This window comes from Streptomyces sp. NPDC002730, from assembly GCF_042888805.1.
Lineage (GTDB): Bacteria > Actinomycetota > Actinomycetes > Streptomycetales > Streptomycetaceae > Streptomyces.
In genome coordinates this window covers 125,069-140,387 of sequence record NZ_JBIAQG010000017.1, presented here as the reverse complement: position 1 = coordinate 140,387, position 15,319 = coordinate 125,069, and the positions used below count along the sequence as shown (strand labels likewise).

Here is a 15,319-nt window from a genome sequence, read left to right as displayed (position 1 = left end):
AGCCGGGCGGGGAGCGCAAGAACGTACAGCGGCAGCGGCTACTCCGTCTTGATCGCCGTCAGCATGTTCAGCTTCGCCGCACTCCGGGCCGGCCACAGCGCCGCCAGCACGCCGACCACCCCGGCCAGCAGCAGGAGGATCCCGATCCGGTCCCACGGTATGACCAGGGCGTAGTGCCGGACGTCTGCCTTGATCGTCTCGCCGATCGCCCAGGCCAGGAACGAGCCGAGCGCGACACCGATCACCGCGCCGAAGAGCGAGATCACCACCGCCTCCAGGCGGATCATGCGCTTGACCTTGCGGCGGTCCAGGCCGATCGCCCGCAGCATGCCGATCTCCTGCTGACGCTCGAAGACGGACATCGCGAGGGTGTTGATGACGCCGAGGACCGCGATGATCAGGGCCATCGCCAGCAGTCCGTACATCATGTTCAGCAGGGTGTTGATCGCGCCACCGAACTTGTTCCGGATGTCCTGCCGGTCCATGACGCTCATCGCCGGGTTGTCACCCAGGGCGTTCACCAGCGCCTGCTCGTTCGCCTTGGTCGCGCCGCCGTCCATCTTCACCCAGACCTCGTGGAAGTCCGGCTTCGCCTCGTACGGAGCGACGGCCTTCGTGGACACCAGCACCTCCGACGAGAGGAAGTCAGTGCCCTGGTAGATCGCACCGATCGTCAGGTTTTTCGTCGCGGCCTTGCCGCCGTCGCTGTCGGTCCCGAACTCCACCGGCACCACGTCACCGGGCTTCCAGCCGTTGGACTTGGCAGTCTTCTGGTCGACCACGAGCTGGCCCTTGCCGAGCGTGGCCATGGAGCCGGAGACCGTCTTGAGGTCGAGGACCTTCTCCACGTCTCCGGGGGTGACCGCGGAGGCGGTGTGTAAATTGTTATTGATCCTCAGCACGGTTTCCTGATTCGGGGAGACCGCGTTGACACCCTGCGCCTTCTCCAGCGCGGTGAGCGCCGACTTGTCGAGGACGCCGCCGCCGGCCATGGTGACCATGTAGTCGGCCCGGAGGTTGTCCGTGGTCGACTTGTCGATAGCCCGGTCCAGCGTGACGCCGAGGACCGTGAGGCCGGTGACCAGGGTGAGGCCGATCGCCAGCGCCGAGGCGGTGGCGCCGGTACGGCGCGGATTGCGGACCGCGTTCCGTCCCGCCAGCTTGCCGGACACCTCGAACACCCGGTGCAGCAGCGGCCGTGCCAGCGCGATCACCGGAACGGACAGCGTGGGGATCAGCACGATGATGCCGATCAGCATCAGGAACGCGCCGGCGCTGATCAGCGTCCGGCCGTCCTCCTCGCCGACCGACACACCGCCGAGGACCGCCGCCGCACCGGCCAGCGTGATGACACCGCCGAGTGTGTTGCGCACGACCAGGGACTTGGTGGTCGAGGGCAGATGGGCACTGCCCATCGCCGCCACCGGCGGGATCTTCGCGGCCCGGCGGGCGGGCAGCCACGCGGCGAGCACGGTGACCAGCACACCGACGCCGAACGCCGCGGCGACCGCGGTGGGCGAGACGATCAGGGGTCCGGCCGGCACCTTCGCGCCGAACGCGGTCATCGCGGAGCGCAGGCCGGTGGCGAGACCGAGACCGAGCGCGAAGCCGACCACGGAGGCGACCGCGCCGACCACCATCGCCTCCAGGATCACCGAACGCTTGACCTGCCGGCGCGAGGCACCGACGGCGCGCATCAGCGCCACTTCCCTGGTGCGCTGGGCGACCAGCATGGTGAAGGTGTTGGCGATCAGGAAGACACCGACGAAGAGCGCGATGGCGGCGAAGGCCAGCAGCATGGTGTTGAGGTAGGACAGGCCTTCCTCGATCTCCCGGGCCTGGTCGTCGGCGAGCTGCCTGCCGGTCTGCGCCCCGGCGTGCTCGGGCACCAGCGGCCGGACCGCGCCCAGGATCTTCTGGTCGGAGGCGCCGGGAGCGGCCGTGATGGTCACGTCCTTGAAGTAGCCGGGCTGCAGATACAGCTTCTGCGCGACCGGTGTGTCGAAGAGGACCAGGCTGCCGCCGGCGTTGACGGCGCCGTCCTCGGTGGTGAAGACACCCGAGAGGGTGTACTCCTTCACCGGACCGTTGGTGGCCACCCGTACGGTGTCGCCCACCTGGTACCTGCCCTTGTCGGCGGAGTCCTGGTCGAGGGCGACCTGGCTGTCCTTCACCGGGCCCGAGCCGTCGGTGAAGGTGTAGGCGGAGTCCTTGCCGTCCTTGCCGGGGGCGAAGTTCGCACCGGTGTTGGACCAGCCGTTGCCGATCAGCTTGCCGTCCTGGTCGGCGACGCCGGCGAAGCCGGAGACCCGCCCGGTGGCACTGGCGACCCCGTCCAGACCCCGGATCCTCTCCAGGGTCCTGGTGTCGATGGCGTCTTTCTTCTTGCCGTCGGTCTGGCTGGTGTACGTGGTGACGGCGACCGCGACGTTGTCGTAGCTCTTGGCCGACTGCTTGCGGTAGGCGTTGCCGAGGGTGTCGGTGAAGACCAGGGTGCCGGAGACGAAGGCCACGCCGAGCATGACGGCGAGTACGGTCATCAGCAGCCTGGCTTTGTGCGCGAGCACATTGCGCAGGGCGGTACGGAACATGTCTGTGTCAGTCCTCAGATGAGAGCCGGAGTTCTAGGGAGCGGAGTAACGGTCGTTCAGCTGGTCCGGCCCCTGGCGTCGAACTCCTTCATCCGGTCGAGGACGCCGTCCGCGGTGGGGTGCAGCATCTCGTCGACGATCCGGCCGTCGGCCAGGAAGATCACCCGGTCGGCGTAGGAGGCGGCCACCGGGTCGTGCGTGACCATGACGACGGTCTGCCCCATCTCGCGTACGGAGTTGCGCAGGAAGCCCAGCACCTCCGCGCCGGAGCGCGAGTCCAGGTTTCCGGTCGGCTCGTCACCGAAGATGATCTCCGGCCGTAAGGCGAGGGCGCGGGCGACGGCGACGCGCTGCTGCTGGCCGCCCGAGAGCTCGGTGGGGCGGTGGCTGAGCCGGTCCTGCAGGCCCACCATGTCGATGACCTGCTGCAGCCACCGCTTGTTGGGCCTGCGGCCGGCGATGTCCATCGGGAGGGTGATGTTCTCCAGCGCGCTCAGCGTGGGCAGCAGGTTGAACGCCTGGAAGATGAAGCCGATCTTGTCCCGGCGAAGCTGGGTCAGCTGCTTGTCCTTGAGCGACCCGAGCTCGGTCTCACCGATCCGTACGGACCCGGAGCTGAAGCTGTCCAGGCCGGCCACGCAGTGCATCAGCGTGGACTTGCCGGAGCCCGAGGGGCCCATGATCGCGGTGAACTCCGCCTGCCGGAAGCCCACGGTGACCCGGTCCAGCGCGACCACCTGGGTCTCGCCCTGTCCGTACACCTTGGACAGTTCCGTGGCGCGGGCCGCCGCTGCGGTGGCCCGGTGAGCGATGGGAGTGGTGGTCACGAGGGAACTCTCCTGTCGAGGTGGTCTGTGGGAACCACCCCCTCCTGAGCGATGGGGGTGGTGGTCACGAGGGAACTCTCCTGTCGAGGTGGTCCGTGGGAACCACCTCATCCTGTCCGCCGCCCGGTTACGGATCGTCAGCCCCGGTGCTCGTTCCTGAGGCTCTCTTGGGTCGGACCGCCCGGCCCGTTCCTCCTCCTTTGGTATGACGGCGTCCCTGAGACGAGAGCGGGCGCGAGCTGAGACGAGAGAGACGGGATCTGAGACGGGACCAGGGAGGAGACCTGGGGCGCGAGGAGGCGAGCTTCCGTCAATCCCACGGGGACGCGGGGGCGCCCGGGGCAGCGCGCGGCGGGTAAGCCCCCCGGAATCACTCCAGGACCGTCCTACTGCACAGAGTCGGCGTGTCGAACGGTCCTCCTTTCAGATGCAGTGCAGTTTCTTCTATACGAATGAGGTGAATTCGCGGCGTAGCAGGGAGGCGTGTGCCCCGCTCCCGCCCCTGGGACGACAGGGCGGGAGCGGGAGAATTCAGCGCTCCTCCCGAGCTGTCCGACTCGCTCGCCGCGTTGTTCAGCAGCACACAACTACCGGCGAGGGACTCCACCTGGACGGTTGTCGACCTGTTGTTTTCCAGGTTCGTCACCCTCAACCTGGTCCCGGCGGGGAACTGGTTGCTGGGCGCCGCCGGCGCGCCTCGCTCTCCGGAGAGCGTCACCGTCGACCCCTTGCAGACCACCTGGCCCGCAGCAGCCCCACCCCTCTGGCGTTCTCCGGGCGGAGTAGCCTGGCGGCAGGCGTTCTCCGGGCGGAGTAGCCTGGCGGCCGCCCGACCCGCGACAGCCTTCGGCCTGCTGCTGCACCTTGATGAGACCGATTACGTCTTGCCGGTTGGCGATACTCGCCTGAGAGTTGGGATGGGGGTTAGCCCGCTCATTGGCGATGAATTGTGGTTGCTCGCCGGAGCCCCGGCCAGCTCATCACACATCCGTGACGACGACTGGTTGAGCCTCACCTGGCCGGCATTGCCGGTACCTGTCTTCGCGAATGCCGTACCACCGACCAATGCGATGGTACCGGCGAGCAGGACGATCTTCTTCTTGCTGACATTCTCTTTCGGGACACCGTCAACTCCGTACTCGATGGCGGAACACGGTCGGATTCGATCCGTGTGCCATGCAGTACGTCCCGATTCAGCTTTCTGCTCAACGTCGGCATTCAAATTCTTTTTTTCGACTGATGATCACAGCCGGAAGGGGATAACTAAGGCCCGGAAAGGACACACTCCCATTCGAAGGAACGTACCGTAGCGCGAAATATCTGATGCCATGAGTTACTTCAAGATGCGCCAGAGCACACCCGCGCAGAAATTGTCATTACCGTGACACGGTGCAGCATGCCCGCAAGTCACCCGACTCGGCCCCGTGTCCGGAAGAGGGGAAGCAGCCAACGGCCACGTCGGGGGCGGGGCTCTCACCTACTGGTCTCGCCGCCCCAGGCCCACCAGCCACGCGGTGATCCCATCCATCTCGGCGACGGTGTGTCAGCGAGCACCCGGCAGGCAACGGTGGTGCGGGAACGCACAGGCGGTGGCCACGCCCCTCCGGCCGCCGACCGGTTGTCGGGCCTGTACGTGAAGTCCGGCGCCATCGGCGCCCGGTTCCACGCCGCAGCCCCGGCATGCGCGCGCTGATCAACACAGTCGTCCGCCACGAGGGCGGACGGGCCATCGCAGACCGCGGCCTTGATACGCGCCGCACGCCCCGGAAGGCCGCGGCTCTACGCTGTCGCACGAGCGTTCCGATCTCCACGTCACTGAGGCGCAGATGGACATGGTGCGTGAGGACATTCGGACCATTGAGCTCCCCGGATGTGCGTCGTGTTTTCGGGCGTCACCAAGGAGGACTGTGTCCGACGGCAGCAATCCCGCTACTTTGCCAATACTTTACCAAGTCGGGCCCTGCAGGGCTGAGTTGATGGGGTTTGTGCGGGTCCGGCCTGTCCTTCACAGGCCCGCGACGAGGTATCGGAACCGTCGCCGCCGGCGACACGGTTCTGCCGGGCGAACCGGCCGACAGCGCCGTCAACGTGCCCGTCGCGATGGGCCCCTGCACGGCAAGCCCTGGGACGAGATGCAACTCGGCATGCTGGACCGGTGCGAGTCGTGCAGCCCGCGGCCCACGGGGGGCAACCTCACGGTCGTGATCACGAACAACTACTACAACGCTCCACGCCTCCGCTACGTCGTCAAGGGCCGGGAGAGACAGGCGAGGCCCGTACACACCCTGTCAACTCCGCGATGCGGGAGCCGGCTTGGTAAAGCATCGGCAAAGAGGCGGGACGGCGGGGGCCGGACGCAGTCCTTCATCATGGCCGGCCCTCCATACGACACACATCTGCAGGGAACCCGAATGGCCCGAAGCGTCCTGATGCACAACGTCGAGCAGCGGCTGCGACTCACCGAGTCGATCCGCTGCTGCCCGGACATCCTCAGACGCACGGGGAGTCGGCCAAGGAGTCGGATGCCGATCCCCGCCGCGGCGTTCCGCCTCTCCGGCGGGAGATCCGTGTCACGGTAATACACATTCCTTTTGGGCGCTCCCCAGCCCATTCTCGAAGTCACGCATGACGTCCGAGATTTCGCTCAAGGGTGCGTTCCGTCAATTCCTGTGCGATCTTTCCGGATTCAATGCCCCCTGCCTTCGGGCGCAATTCACGGGGCGCAAAAAAATCCAATGGGGCTCTGAACGCAATCGAGAATCGACACGTACTCCATGGCACACGGATCGAATCCGAACCGTGTTTCGCCATCGAGGACGGAGTTGAAAGTGTCCCGAAAGAGAATGATCACTAAGAAGAAGAAAATCGTCCTGCTAGTCGGCGCCGCTGCACTGGTCGGTAGTGCGGCATTCGCGATGACCGGAACCGGAAATGCCGGCCAGCGGCAGGGCAACGCGTCGTCGAGGTGCAACCAGCTGGCCAGTCTTGCGTCGGAGCACCAGCGGTTCATCGCCAATGAGCAGGCCAACCCCAACGCCAACTCCCGGGCGAGGATCGCCAGGTCGCAAGCGATAATCGGTCAGATCAGGCAGCAGCAGCAATCCGCAGGCTGCAACAACCGGCAGGGAGGAGGCGCTCAAGGCGGCGGCCGGCAGGGAGGAGGTGGTCAAGGCGCTCAACGCGGCGGCAATGGCAGGTGCAACCAGCTGGCCAGTCTTGCGTCGGAGCACCAGCGGTTCATCGCCAATGAGCAGGCCAACCCCAACGCCAACTCCCGGGCGAGGATCGCCAGGTCGCAAGCGATAATCGGTCAGATCAGGCAGCAGCAGCAATCCGCAGGCTGCAACAACCGGCAGGGAGGAGGCGCTCAAGGCGGCGGTCAGGCGGGCCAGGTGGTCTGCAAGGGGTCGACGGTGACACTGTCCGGAGAGGGCGGTGCACCGGCGGCATCCAGCAACCAGTTCCCTGAGGGGACGCGGCTGAGGGTGACAAACCTCAACAACAACAGGTCGACGACCGTCAAGGTGAATGCGCCCTCCGGAAGCTGTGTGCTGCTGAACAACGCGGCGTTCGAGCAAGTCCGCGAACAGGGCAAGAACGTCATCCAGAACGTGCGCGTCGAGCGCGTCGGATAGCTCGGGAACAGCACCGGGTATTCCCGCTCCCGCCTCGCCGTCCCCTGGGGCGGGAGCGGGTCACCCACCTCCGCACTACTCGGAATTCACCTCGATCCAAACGGAGGCAACTGCACGACACCGGAAAGGAGGTCCTGAGACGCATACGACTCTGCACAACAGGACGCCCCCCGAAGTGAGGTGGCGATTCCGGGAGGTGTATCTGAAAGATCGTCCAAGTCCGTGAGGTGGCAGGTTGGCCGGGTTCGCTGTGGGCCCCTGGCCTCCCGGATCGGACGTGAGCGACAAGGAGAATCCGGCAGTCAAGCCCGATGAGCTGGTGGATGAGGTCGTCGAGCGGTTGATGGACCGTGCCGATGCCTCAGGGGCGGCCCTGCTGGCCGACGGCGGTACGCTGCCGGGCCGCATACGCCCGACGTCAGGCACCCAACACCACACGCACGCGCGTCGACCCGGCCGCGCACCCTCCTGCCGTGCCAGGCGCGGTGAAGACGCCCCACGGTCGGTGACGCAGGAGGCTCGGCCCCGATGCCTCCCATTCAGCCAGAGGGCTTGTCAGGAGGGACCGGCAGGGGTGCGGGCCACACGCCGCTGATACGCCGCGGCCCCGCACCCCGCCCATGGCGGCGGCTGGCCGCCGAGTACTGCCGCACCCACACCAATTAAGGCACAAGGAGGAGCGCTGATGCGCCGACGAAGTTCAATCTTACTGGCCGTGGCCATGCTGTGTGCTGCGGCCGAAGGCCGCGGCGGCGGGCACCGCCGAGCCGACCGAAGGGCGGGAGGTGTTCTCGCCGGACGGCACCATCACCCGAGTGAGAATATCCAAGCAGGTCAAGACCGCAGCCGCGTCGGCCAACGTCAAGGCGGGCGGCCGCGGAAGTGACCGCCCTTCAGAACACCGGACCGTCTGCCTCGCGATTCGACATGGTGATCGTGGGCGACGGCTACACAGCCTCACAGACGGGGTTGCTGCGTCAGCACGCCCAGGCGAAGTGGAACGAGATCGCCGCCACGGCCCCGTGGAACAAGTACCGCCAGCTCATCAACGTGTGGCTGGTCAACGTCCGGTCCAACGAGTCCGGCATGGACAACGACCCCTCTCCGGGCATCAACCGTGACACCGCCCTGGACATGCGCTTCTTCTGCGAGGGTACCGAGCGGCTGCTGTGTCTCAACGAGTCGAAGGCCAAGGCGTACGCCGCCCAGGCCCCCGGCGTCGACGCGATCGTCGCCGTCGGCAACACCACCAAGTACGGCGGCGCCGGTTACCCGAGCCTCGCCAGCGACTCCGGCGGCAACGCGCTGTCCGGCCGCATCGCCATCCACGAACTCGGCCACTCCGTAGGCGGCCTGGCCGACGAGTACGACACACCGGGCACCACCTACAGGGGCGGTGAACCCAGGGAACCGAACGTCACCGCCTACCCGCGCGGGGCCAAGTGGGCGTTTTACCTCGGACGAAACACCCCGACGGCGGCGTCATCGGGGCCTACCAGGGCGGGCGCTACTCGATGGAACGGGCCATCTGCGGCGCAGAAGGCGGCGCCGCCTGCCCCGTGGCAGGCGGGTGCGGGCGCGCGGCGGGGGTCGCGCCGTCGGCGGTAGTAGTGATCAGCGGCAGCAGCGCTGTCATGACTGCCGTCAGGGCCAGGAGAACGAGACCTCTGCTTCTGAAGCGGGACAGCCGGAACAACCGTGACGCACGCACCAGGACATCGCCCCCCGAGAGCAAGGAAGAAAAGGGCCTCACGCGCGTCTTCACGAGCGCGGAAGGCCGTCGGCTGGCCACCAGAGAGGACTCCGTCCGGGCCCGACCATCCCGCCGCTTTGCCGGAGCTTTGCCAAGTCGTCCCGTGCGGCGTTGAGTTGAGCTGTCCGCGCCGAGGTGACGGGCAGTCCGCAGGCCGCTCATCCAGCCGCGCCCGGGCGTGCGCCAGGCTCGAACAGGCGCCACCGGGGCGGCAACCACCACCCGCACCGGTCTGAAAGTGCAGGACGAGCTCGACACCGGCATCATGGTGACCGAAGCCCACATCAACGCACTGGCTGTGACCCGGCATCGCTTCCACGGCGGCCGGAACCACACGCTCCATCCCGAACAGCCCGGTATCCCCTGCGCGGAACGAGCAACGCCGACCGCCTTCTCGACCGAGGCACCCTGAACCCCGATGCAGCGTCACTTCGCAGCCCGGAGCTGACCAGCGGCATGTCTCGCCGGCAACGGGACGCCCTCGTCCTGCGAGCTGACGCCCGCTCTGGGCGAGATGCGCGAGCGTGAACGGCTTTGCGCCCCCGGAACGGGCGCCAAGGACAAGCTGACCGCAGCCGATCGAGTCCTGGCCACCGTGCTCTACCTGCGCAAACTCGCTACCCAGACCTGTTGGCGCAGCTCTTCGGCGTCCACGGCAGCACCCTCACCCGAGCGGTCCACCAGCTCCAGCCACTGCTGACCCAGCGCGGGCACACGATCCCGGCCTCGACGGCCAGATTCCGCGTCCGACTCCCGCTGAACCGGCATCACAGAGCCCCGGCCCGGATCTCGCGAGGCCGCCCTCACGCCGTGGGCCGGGGCGATGTGAATGCTCGAACTGACCGCGTGACCGTAGAAGTTCCAAGTGCACCTCTGGGACCGGGTCAGTGGTCGCTCGCCAGGTTGTGCACGGTGGTCTCGACCCGCAGGACTTGCGGTGGGACGCGGACGTGCTGGAGGTGGCTGCGGAGACGCCGTCAGCCGCCCGGCCTGAATGTCCACAGCAGGTTGTTGTGCTGCTCCCACGTCCACTGCTTGGCCACGGACCCTACGGCGCCCCGTCCGCCGCCATCAAGGACCAGTCCCGTGCTGCGGTTGGCGATCGAGTACTGGCCGGCGCCGCGGTGGGTGATCCGCCACATCTGGTGTTCACCGCCGTTCCAGTTCGCCTGCCGGGCCGGGGCGCCGTTGTTGGTAGCACCATAGCTGTCGGCAACCATGCCGTTGGTGCGGTTGACGAGCCGGTAGTAGCCGTTGCCGAGTTCGATCGCCTTCCACTGGAGGTTGGGGTGGTCTATCGATGTCCACTGCTTCAGGTTCGAGCCTTCGGGGACATTGCCGCCGCTGTCGAGGACCAGGTAGTTGGTGACGTTGATCAGGCGGAAGTACTCGGCAGGGTCGAATGTCACCTTCAGCGAGGCGATGGCGTCATTGTTGCCCATCACGCGCAGATCGGGTGCGTCCGCGGTGAACGTCCAGGCGGTGCCGGTGAAGTTGTCGCCGGAGTAGCCCGTCACCTGGTAACCGCGGGGCACCAGGATCGAGGAGATCGCACCGGGTCCAACTCCTGCGGCCGACAACTGGGAAGAGGTGTAGCCGCCCAGCGGCAGGACAGCACGGGCCCCGGAATACCCGACGTGTTCGAAGACCGTCACGGACACCCGCACGGGCATGCCCGTGGTCTCGACACACACCACGGAGTCGTTGGCGTTCGGCGCGGTGGTCGGCACGGTGACGTTGATCTGGTCGGTGACGGTGTACGGGAGCGAGCTCATGGCTCCGGAGGGGTTGTTCATCAGGTAGACGCGGCTGATCGCGTTGTCGATCGCCGGGATCCGGAGCACGCCGTTGGTGGGCCAGGTGAAGACATGGGCGAAGAGCTTGCCGTTCTTCTTGGTGACCTTCCCCCAGGCGGGCTCGGTGGCGAACGGGCTGCCGCCGGCCCCATGAATGCTGTCGCTGTGCTTCGACATCCACGTGGCCAGGCCATCGAGGATGGTCTTGGATCCGGCTGTGACCGAGCCATCACCCTTGGGGCCGATGTTGAACAGGAGGTTGCCGTCCCGGGAAACGGCCGTGACGAGCTCCTGAACGACGTCTTTGACAGATCTGTAGGAGTTCTCACTCGACACGTCATAGCCCCAGGAGGACGTCGTGTAGGAGCAGGAGCACAATTCCCATGGCCGCTCCAACGGTCCGGGGGGCATACCGCGCTCCGGTGTTACGAAGTCGCCGAGGCTCCCGTCCCGCTTGACCCGTTCGTTGACGATGAGGCTGGGCTTACGGGCGATCAGCCAGTTGTAGAGATCGGCGCCGTCCGACGTGAGCCACCAGTCGTCCAGGGTGGGGCTGGAGGGTTCGGCGAACCAGTCGCCGTCGAACCACAACAGTGCCGGGTCGTAGCGGTCCAGCAGTTCTTGCAGCTGGGCCTTCATGTCGACGATGTAGGCAGCGCGGGCGGCCTGCGAGGACATCCTGGTGAGACCACCCCCGCGGATGGTCTGGGAAGGGTGATTCCAGTCCATTATCGAGTAGTACAGGCAGAACTTGATGCCACGGCTCTCGCACGCGGTCTTGAGATCCATGAGCAGGTCGGTCTGCACACCGCTGTAGTCGCGTAGGTTGTACAGCTTGGTGCCGGTGGTGTCGGTGAAGCCAGGGACCTTGGAGTCCCACATCGCGTAGCCCTCGTGGTGCTTGGCGGTTATCACGAGGTACTTCATGCCTGCGTTCTTGGCCAGTTCGGCGATGGCGCCGGCGTTGAACGAGGTGGGGTTGAACCGCTTGCTGACCTGGTCCTGGTAGGTGGCCTTGCTCCAGTTCTCCCGCTGGAATGCCCACTCGCCGTGGCCGAGGTTCGAGTAGGACCCGAAGTGGATGAACATCCCGAACCGGGCCTGGTACCACCAGTCGAGCTTTGAAGCGACGGCGTACGCCTCGGCGGTGGCGGGCCACAGGGCCTGCGGCACCCCAAAGGCCACAGAGCCGCCGGCGAGCCCGGCAGCCTTGATGAGGGAGCGTCTACTGAGAGGGGCAGAGGGCATGGCGGGCTCCTTGAAGAGTGGCTGCGGGGATCTCCAGCCTGCGGACGCGTGGGCAGCGCTCGGTCCCACAGGCTCAGCGACTTCGGACCATCGAATTCCCCGGATGTGCGTCCTGTCGGTCATGGAGGATGACTGTGTCCGACGGCAGCCATCCCGCCGCCTTGCCAACATTTTTCCAAGTCGGGCCCTGCGGGGTTGAGTTGCTGGGGTGTGTGCGGGTCCGGCCCTGTCCTTCACAGCCCCGCGACGAGGTATCGGCACCGTCGCCGCTGGCGACACGGTGCTGCCGGACGAACCGGCCGACAGCGCACAGCGGCTCGACGGCCTCGGCACGGCCTGGGACGCAGAGCGCGTGCGAGCGAGCCTGCTGCACGCCCCCGTCTGTCCGCCAGGGCTGACGGCTCCACCCCAGATCCCGATCACGGCCGCAGCCGGGGAGGACCAGCTCGTCGCCTCGCTCCGCGAGCGGTGTGAAGGAGTCACCTGCTGGGCGACGGCGCGTACATCAACACCGGTCTCATCGTCCCGCACCGTAAACGCCCCGGCCGGCCACTTCTGGCGGGTGAGGAGAAGGACAACGCGGAACATCGCCGGGTCCGGCCCGCGTCGAGCATGCCTTGGACCGCATGAAGAACTACAGATCCTGTGTGACTGTCGGCAGCCGGCGGCGGGATGCATAGCATGCGTCAGGGAGTGATCGTCGTCAGTGTTCCCGCATCCACCTCGATGATGGTGTCGGCGTAAGAGGCCAGTCGCAGGTCGTGAGTGATGAGGAACGTGGTGCGCTCGGTGGTCAGGCGGCGAAGGGGTTCCGTGATCCGCTCTGCGGATTCGTCGTCCAGGCCCGTAGTGGGTTCATCAAGGACGAGGACCCGTGCGTCACGGATCATGGCACGTGCGATGGCCAGCCGACGGCGTTCCCCTCCGGAGAGGAACTGGCCCTGCCGGCCGACCGAGGTGGCGTACCCGTCAGGCAAGGCGCTGATGAAATCGTGCGCGTCGGCGGCCTTGGCGGCTGCGGCGATCTGCTCATCGTCGGCGTCAGGGCGACCGTAGGCGATGTTCTGCCGGATCGTCCCCTCGAAGAGCATGCTTTCCTGCGGCAGGAGACAGACGTTTTGGCGCAGTGATGCCGCCGTCATCGGGGCAATGTCCAGACCGTCGAGAAGAATGCGGCCGGCCGAGGGAGCGTAGAAGCGTAGAAGGAGCTTGCCGATCGTGGACTTGCCGGCCCCGCTCGGTCCCGTGATCACAACGAGCTGACCGGGTGCAGCAGTGAGCGAGGCTTCCCAGAGCGATGGTCGGGCTGCACCGGGATAGAAGAAGTTGACACCTTCGAAGGCGATCGAGCCACGAACCGATGCGAGGGCTTCGGACCGGGCCGGCCGGTCGAGGCTTGGCGTGTGCGGTGCCGTCGGGCGCATGCCGGAGCCCCGACGGGCCCCAACGGCCGCGCGTCGCCGCGGACAGGCCTTTCTCAGGTGCGGCTTGTCAAGGGAAATGCGTTCAGCAGGACCGTCATCGACGGTGACGAGACCGTCCGCGGGTGCGTCAACGGGCCGAGCCGTAAGCACCTCAAGGACGCGTTCCGCTGAAGCTGTCGCCGACGACGTCTGGATCAAAAGTGCGCTGACCTGCTCCAACTGGGGATACAGGTGTCCGACGTACGCCGAAAAGGCAAGGAGGCCGCCGATGGTGAGCCGACCAGCAGAGATCTGCCAGGCTCCGATGCCCATGACGAGCAGGACGCAGAGGGTTTCGACAAACCCGCTGAGGGGCCGATAGGCACCGTCCAGGAGCGCCTGGCGTAGATTCGCACGCATCCATGTCCGCCCTTCGCGGTGCACCCGTGCGCGCTCTGCTTCCTGCCGGTTGTATGCCTGCACAACGGGCATGTTGGTCAGGTTCTCTTCCAGCAGGGAGGCGAGCTGTCCGTTGCTGTCTCGCTCCTGCCGGGTCACGGTCCGCATGCGCTGGGAGAAGGCACGAGCGACCAGCCAGAACACCGGAGCGGCAGCGACGGTCGCCAGGGCGAGCGGCCAGCTGATCCAGAAGGCAGCGACGGTGAAGAACATGATCTCGAACGTGGCGGTCACTGCTGCTACCGGAGCTGAGGTGACCAGGGACTCCACGGCCTCGATGTCGCCTGTCAGCCGCGCCACCAGGTCGCCGATCCCACGCTTTCCGAAATAGTCCGGAGGAAGCTTCTGCAGGTGCTGAAAGGTGTGGTCACGCAACTGAAGCAGGAAGTGCTCACTCACCCAGTCGGCGAGGTATCCGCCCGCAAATCCCGCCAGTCCACCGAGCACCGCCAGGGCGAGCCATGTCGCGGCGGGCAGCCAGAACGCAGAGACCCTGCCGCCGACAAGCACATTGTCGGTGAGGTAGGAAACCAGCCAGATGGAGGCTGTCTGGAAACCCGCGGAGAGCATGAGCAACGATAAGGTCGCCGCCATGGCGGGTCTGTTCTTCCGGGCCAATGGCCAGAATTCCTTGAAGCTGGCAACAGACGATGTTCTCGCGTGATGGACTCGCTGTCCGTGTGTGATTGCGACTGTGGGCATGGCTGATTTGTTCATCTGGCGCATATAACCGATGTTGGGTTGGAGTGCTGCGTTTTCCGATGCCGAGCCGCCCCCGGCAGACCGCGGCCGCAGCAATTCATGCTGCGGCCGCGGCCCTTTCGTTGCGGTGATCGGAGTTGATGTCCGCGAGAGGGGCTGACGGTATCAATCTCCGGGTCCCTGTCAGGCGGGCGGAGAGAACTCCGGTGTTGTCATCCGCAGGGCCGGCTGCCGGAGCCGGCTGGAACCTCTCGTATCCGCAGAACGGTTACCGGCGGCCGCACTTGCGGGCGCCATTAGCCCCGCCGGCCTTGCCGAGGCCGTTACCCTGCGCCTTCTGACCAGCGCCACGCCGGCAGCGCCCGGCACCCTGCTTGCCGAGCCTGAAGAGATTAAATCCCATGACTTATTCTTCCTTTCCATGCTGGATCTCAGGGCCGTCAGACCCCACTTTCCGGTTGCCTCGAATGGCGACCTCATTGGGCCGGATCCTTGGCAACCTTCACCTGATAGTACGGATGTGGATCCAGGCCTACTCAACGGAACTCATGGAATTTTTCTGCATTCTGACGGAGCGTCGCTTCCGCATGTGCGCACGTCCCGCCCCGGGCAACGCGGAAATGCTGGTCGAGGTTCTCTCGACCAGCATTCCTCTGGGAACTCGACTTGTCCGTAGGCGACTCGAATCAGCGCTTGAGCGCATGAAGGGAGGGACGCGACAACAATGTGCGCCGTCTTGTTCGGATTGCGCGGCGGGGCGAATCAGGCTTTGCGATACGGCTGACCGCTCGCGCACCGTCGATACTGACGGGGTCCGCATCGTCGGCGGCGGGCCCCATCGCCGTTGCCGGCGTCGCGTGGTGATGAGGAACTGCCGCGGCGCCCACCGCCGGAGCGGCACGCGA

7 protein-coding genes and 2 pseudogenes are annotated in these 15,319 nt (G+C 66.3%); 4 read left to right on the top strand and 5 right to left on the bottom strand.

The annotated features are described in order from the left end of the window. Window positions 1-38 precede the first annotated feature (38 nt). The 3 genes and pseudogenes from ACFYXH_RS36170 to ACFYXH_RS36160 all read right to left on the bottom strand — a co-directional run. A complete protein-coding gene (locus tag ACFYXH_RS36170) occupies window positions 39-2,591 on the bottom strand; it encodes an ABC transporter permease (RefSeq protein WP_389572284.1) in 2,553 nt (850 codons plus the stop codon). A 56-nt stretch (window positions 2,592-2,647) separates the two neighbouring features. Then, window positions 2,648-3,418: an ABC transporter ATP-binding protein gene (locus ACFYXH_RS36165; RefSeq protein ID WP_389572281.1), complete on the bottom strand. Its 771-nt coding sequence runs from the start codon at window positions 3,416-3,418 to the stop codon at window positions 2,648-2,650. A 556-nt stretch (window positions 3,419-3,974) separates the two neighbouring features. Next, window positions 3,975-4,562, bottom strand: a pseudogene (locus ACFYXH_RS36160) (hypothetical protein); the annotation flags it as partial. Between the two features lie 1,699 nt (window positions 4,563-6,261). On the opposite strand from ACFYXH_RS36160, the gene ACFYXH_RS36155 reads away from it, so the two are divergent. The 3 genes from ACFYXH_RS36155 (at window position 6,262) to ACFYXH_RS36145 (ending at window position 9,218) form a co-directional block, all read left to right on the top strand. Then, complete coding sequence (locus ACFYXH_RS36155) at window positions 6,262-7,053, top strand: hypothetical protein (protein WP_389572280.1); 792 nt, start codon at window positions 6,262-6,264, stop codon at window positions 7,051-7,053. Between the two features lie 882 nt (window positions 7,054-7,935). Beyond that, window positions 7,936-8,661 (top strand): M64 family metallopeptidase, encoded by a 726-nt coding sequence (locus ACFYXH_RS36150; RefSeq protein WP_389572277.1) that lies wholly within the window; start codon window positions 7,936-7,938, stop codon window positions 8,659-8,661. Between the two features lie 323 nt (window positions 8,662-8,984). Further along, a complete protein-coding gene (locus ACFYXH_RS36145; protein WP_389572274.1) occupies window positions 8,985-9,218 on the top strand; it encodes a hypothetical protein in 234 nt (77 codons plus the stop codon). A gap of 565 nt (window positions 9,219-9,783) precedes the next feature. Here the strand turns inward: ACFYXH_RS36145 and ACFYXH_RS36140 are convergent. Continuing rightward, the gene (locus tag ACFYXH_RS36140) at window positions 9,784-11,850 is read right to left on the bottom strand and encodes an alpha-L-fucosidase (protein WP_389572272.1); all 2,067 of its coding nucleotides are present in this window, start codon (window positions 11,848-11,850) and stop codon (window positions 9,784-9,786) included. Between the two features lie 451 nt (window positions 11,851-12,301). Here ACFYXH_RS36140 and ACFYXH_RS36135 point away from each other — a divergent pair. Next, a pseudogene (locus ACFYXH_RS36135) lies at window positions 12,302-12,547 on the top strand (transposase family protein); the annotation flags it as partial. Here ACFYXH_RS36135 and ACFYXH_RS36130 read toward each other — a convergent pair. Beyond that, a complete protein-coding gene (locus ACFYXH_RS36130) occupies window positions 12,537-14,438 on the bottom strand; it encodes an ABC transporter ATP-binding protein (RefSeq protein WP_389572269.1) in 1,902 nt (633 codons plus the stop codon). The pseudogene ACFYXH_RS36135 and the gene ACFYXH_RS36130 overlap by 11 nt on opposite strands. Window positions 14,439-15,319: the final 881 nt, after the last annotated feature.